The sequence below is a fragment of the Mesorhizobium sp. M7A.F.Ca.CA.004.04.2.1 genome (assembly GCF_004022825.1).
Taxonomy (GTDB): domain Bacteria; phylum Pseudomonadota; class Alphaproteobacteria; order Rhizobiales; family Rhizobiaceae; genus Mesorhizobium.
Window position 1 is genome coordinate 1 of sequence record NZ_RZPH01000658.1, and the last position, 3,450, is coordinate 3,450.

The 3,450-nt window shown below is 63.2% G+C and carries 2 protein-coding genes and 1 pseudogene; 1 reads left to right on the plus strand and 2 read right to left on the minus strand.

Annotation, left to right across the window (positions count from 1 at the left end; translation table 11 throughout):
- Positions 1–594, plus strand: a pseudogene (locus EN893_RS24725) (glutamine synthetase); the annotation flags it as partial.
- Positions 595–620: 26 nt separating this feature from the next.
- Here the strand turns inward: EN893_RS24725 and EN893_RS24730 are convergent.
- Positions 621–1,469: an endonuclease/exonuclease/phosphatase family protein gene (locus tag EN893_RS24730; protein WP_127271470.1), complete on the minus strand. Its 849-nt coding sequence runs from the start codon at positions 1,467–1,469 to the stop codon at positions 621–623.
- A 110-nt stretch (positions 1,470–1,579) separates the two neighbouring features.
- Positions 1,580–3,043, minus strand: coding sequence for a phosphatidylserine/phosphatidylglycerophosphate/cardiolipin synthase family protein (locus EN893_RS24735; RefSeq protein WP_127271959.1), 1,464 nt, complete (start codon positions 3,041–3,043; stop codon positions 1,580–1,582).
- Between the last annotated feature and the right edge of the window lie 407 nt (positions 3,044–3,450).

The following is a 3,450-nucleotide window of genomic DNA, read 5'->3' on the forward strand; positions in this document are numbered from 1 at the left end:
TGCGGCGCGCATCCCCATGTCAGCCTGTGGCGCGACGGCAAGCCGGCCTTCGCCGCCGGCCCGAACCGGCTGACGCCGGTTGCGGAAAAGTTCCTTGCCGGCGTGCTCCACCGGATGCAGGAAACACATCTGTTGTTTCGGCCGACGGTCAATTCCTACCGCCGCTTCGATCGTGGCGCCTGGTCGCCGGAGGACGTCGCGTGGGGTTTCGAGAACCGCACAGCACCCGTCCGCGCCATCACCACGCCGAATGACGGCGCCTGCCGGCTGGAGCATCGCGCGCCGGGCGCCGACATCAATCCCTATCTGTCGATCGCCGCGATCCTGGCGGCTGGCTGCGAGGGCATCGAGAAAGATCTGCCGCTCGAAGCGCCGGTGACGTCGAACCTGGCCAATCTCGACAAGCCGAAACTGCCGCGTACGCTCAATTCTTCGATCGAGGCCTTCGCCGCATCGGATTTCTGCGCGGATGCGTTTGGTGAGGCCTTTCGCGACAATTATGCCGAGAGCCGGCGAGCCGAGCAGGCGGCATTCGACGCCTGGCAGGCGTCGCACATCACCGACTTCGAGTGGCAGCGCTATTTCGTCAGCTGATCATGCCAGGGCGTTCCAGCGTAAATCTACACGCTTTGCGACACCGGAGAAATCAAGGCGTTATCGGAGATACGCTCCAGGCGTACGAAGGCCGTCAGCGGCAGGTGGTCGGAGGCAACGCGCGAAAGCGGCGTGTCATGCGCGTTAATGGCGGCAATCATGCCGTGCCTGTTGGCCATGATCCGGTCGAGCGCCAGCAGCGGCAGGTTCGACGGGAAGGTGGGGACCGCCGGCGGCTGCGGGCCGAACGTTGCATGCAGCGTGTTGAGAGCGGAGCGGTTGCCAAGCCGCCATTCGTTGAGGTCGCCGAGCAGCAAGGTCGGTCTTTCGTCCGGGCTGTTCATCAGGTCGAGCACGACGCGCGCCTGCTGGGAGCGCGAGCGGCGCAGCAGGCCGAGATGGGCGGCGATGATGCGCAGCGTCTGGCTTCCATCGAGGTCGATCTCCGCCACCACCGCGCCGCGCGGCTCCAGTCCCGGAAGCTTGATCTGGTGCACGTCGCGAACGACGCCCTTCTTGAACAGCAAGACGTTGCCATGCCAGCCATGGCCCTTGCCTGTGGCCGAAATCGGCACCGGAACCAGGCCGGTTTCCCGTTCGAGCCGGGGCAGGTCGAGAAGCCCATTACGGTCGCCGAAGCGATTGTCGGCTTCCTGCAGCGCGATGAGATCCGGATCGATTTCGCGGATGACGCGGATGGTCCGTTCCGGGTCGAATTTCCTGTCGACGCCGATGCATTTGTGGACATTGTAGGAGGCAACCAGCGTGCCGGTGGTGGCTGTCGTCTTGAGTGCGGCGGCATTCGCTTTCTGCATCCGGCGGTCACGAAGGGACAGAAGCATGCTTGCCGGGAGGCTGCGTCCAATTCTGTGCATCTCTGTGCTGCTCGTCCTCGCTGGCATCAATTCAGAAGCCGGATACAGTGAAAATAGGCAATTTCCGCGTATGTTCCATGACGGACGAGTTCCTCAAGCGCACCTCCGCCTTAGAGATAGGGTGAACCGAGCCACAATACCCGGTCGAACAGCCTGATAAGAAACGGCCGGGCTCGCAAAGCTTCCAGCGTCACCGGCACGGCGGAGGCGATCGCCGACCCGATCCGCGCCTCGATCTCGCTGGCAAAGCCGGCATCGAGCACCTCCAGGTCGATCTCGAAATTCAGCCGCAGCGATCGGGCGTCTAGATTGGAAGAGCCGACATAGGCCCACACGCCGTCGATCGAAAGCAGCTTCGAATGGTCGAACGGTCCCTCGGTGCGCCAGACACGGCAATAGTGTTTGAGCACCTGATCGAACTGCGCCATCATCGCGCGGTCGACGAGGAAAAGATTGTTCACCGCCGGCACCACGATGTCGATTTCGACCCCGCGCCTGCCGGCGGTGATCAGCGCGCTGATCAGTTCCCGATCCGGCAGGAAATAGGGCGACATCACGCGTATAGACTTGCGGGCGACCGAGAATGCACCGATCAGCAGCTTGTGGTTGGTCTCGTTGCTGGCATCCGGGCCGGAAGCGACCGCCCGCACCATCATCGGTGCGCCTGGCGACGGCGCCAGCGGGGCGATGCGCCAGGCGTCGCCTTTCAGCGCCTCGTTGGTGGCGAAGCGCCAGTCCTCGGCGGCGACCGAAAAGAGGTCGGCGACGATCGGACCGGTCACCCGGAAATGCGTGTCCCTGGCGCTGTTGGAGCCGGCGAATTCGGCGGAGAAGCCTTTTCGGATGTTCATGCCCCCGGTGAAGGCGGCGATGCCGTCGACCACCAGGATCTTCCGGTGGGTCCTCAGATTGGCGTAGGGCAGGCGCAGGCCCATGACGATGTTGCCGTTGAAGACATCGGCGGGGATGTTGGCCTCGCGCAAATGCCCCAGGATGCTCGGCACCGAGTAGCGGGCGCCGACGGCATCGATCAGCACGCGGACGGTGACGCCGCGGTGGACGGCGCCGGCAAGCGCCTGGACGAAGAGCAGGCCGACGGCGTCATTGTCGAAAATATAGGTCTCGAGCAGGACGCTGCGCTCGGCACCATCGATGGCCGCGCACATGGCGGCATAGGCCTCGTCGCCGGTCTCCAGCACATCGATTGCATTTCCAGGATTGAGCGCGCGCCGCGCCACCCTGTCGCCCAATGTCCGCAAGCCCGTGAATCGTTGCCCGTAGCGCTCGACGATCAGGGCCTCTTCGACAGCGACGTCGCGCTCGTGCTTGGCGGACATCGCGCCATCGGCAAACGGGCGCTGGGCGGTGATCGTGGCGCGGCGAATGCGGTTGATGCCGGCGACGGCATAGATCAGCACGCCGAGGATCGGGGACAGCACCATCACGCCGACCCAGCCGGTGGCGGCGCGGACATCTTCCTTGGTCATGACGGCATGGACGATGCCGACCGTCGCCATCACCACGGAGATGATCGCCAGAATTTGCGGCCAGTGAGTCGCCAGGGTCGCCAACATGCCGAGACTATCCAGCGAGCGGTTGCAGAAGGCAATGCAGCCGCTCGTGCCGTGCATTCGGTGGATGGTGGCATGCGGCCCTGGCTGAAGAGTTCGACCGGCCGCAGAGATCGATGGGTTGAAGCACCCCGATAGATCCTGTCAGAAGGACAAACCTGACCCAGGGGAAGCATAAAGCCTGGCATCGTCCTGTTCTTCCCAGGCCCACCGAAGCCTCTTATGCTTTGGTACCACCTCTATTGTATATCAGGAGGAATGAATTTAGTTATATAAACACTTTGATTGATGGCGAGGGGGGCGCTGAATGATGAAATTCAACTTCGATGGACCTCCCGGCGATGACGCAGTTGCCGACACGTCGGCAGAATGCCAACGCCAATTGCTGCCTCTCGTCCGTGAGATCGTTC

Coding starts and splice junctions, on each gene's coding strand:
- EN893_RS24730 (WP_127271470.1), bottom strand. CDS start 1,469: ATGCACAGAATTGGACGCAGCCTCCCGGCAAGCATGCTTCTGTCCCTT.
- EN893_RS24735 (WP_127271959.1), bottom strand. CDS start 3,043: ATGTTGGCGACCCTGGCGACTCACTGGCCGCAAATTCTGGCGATCATC.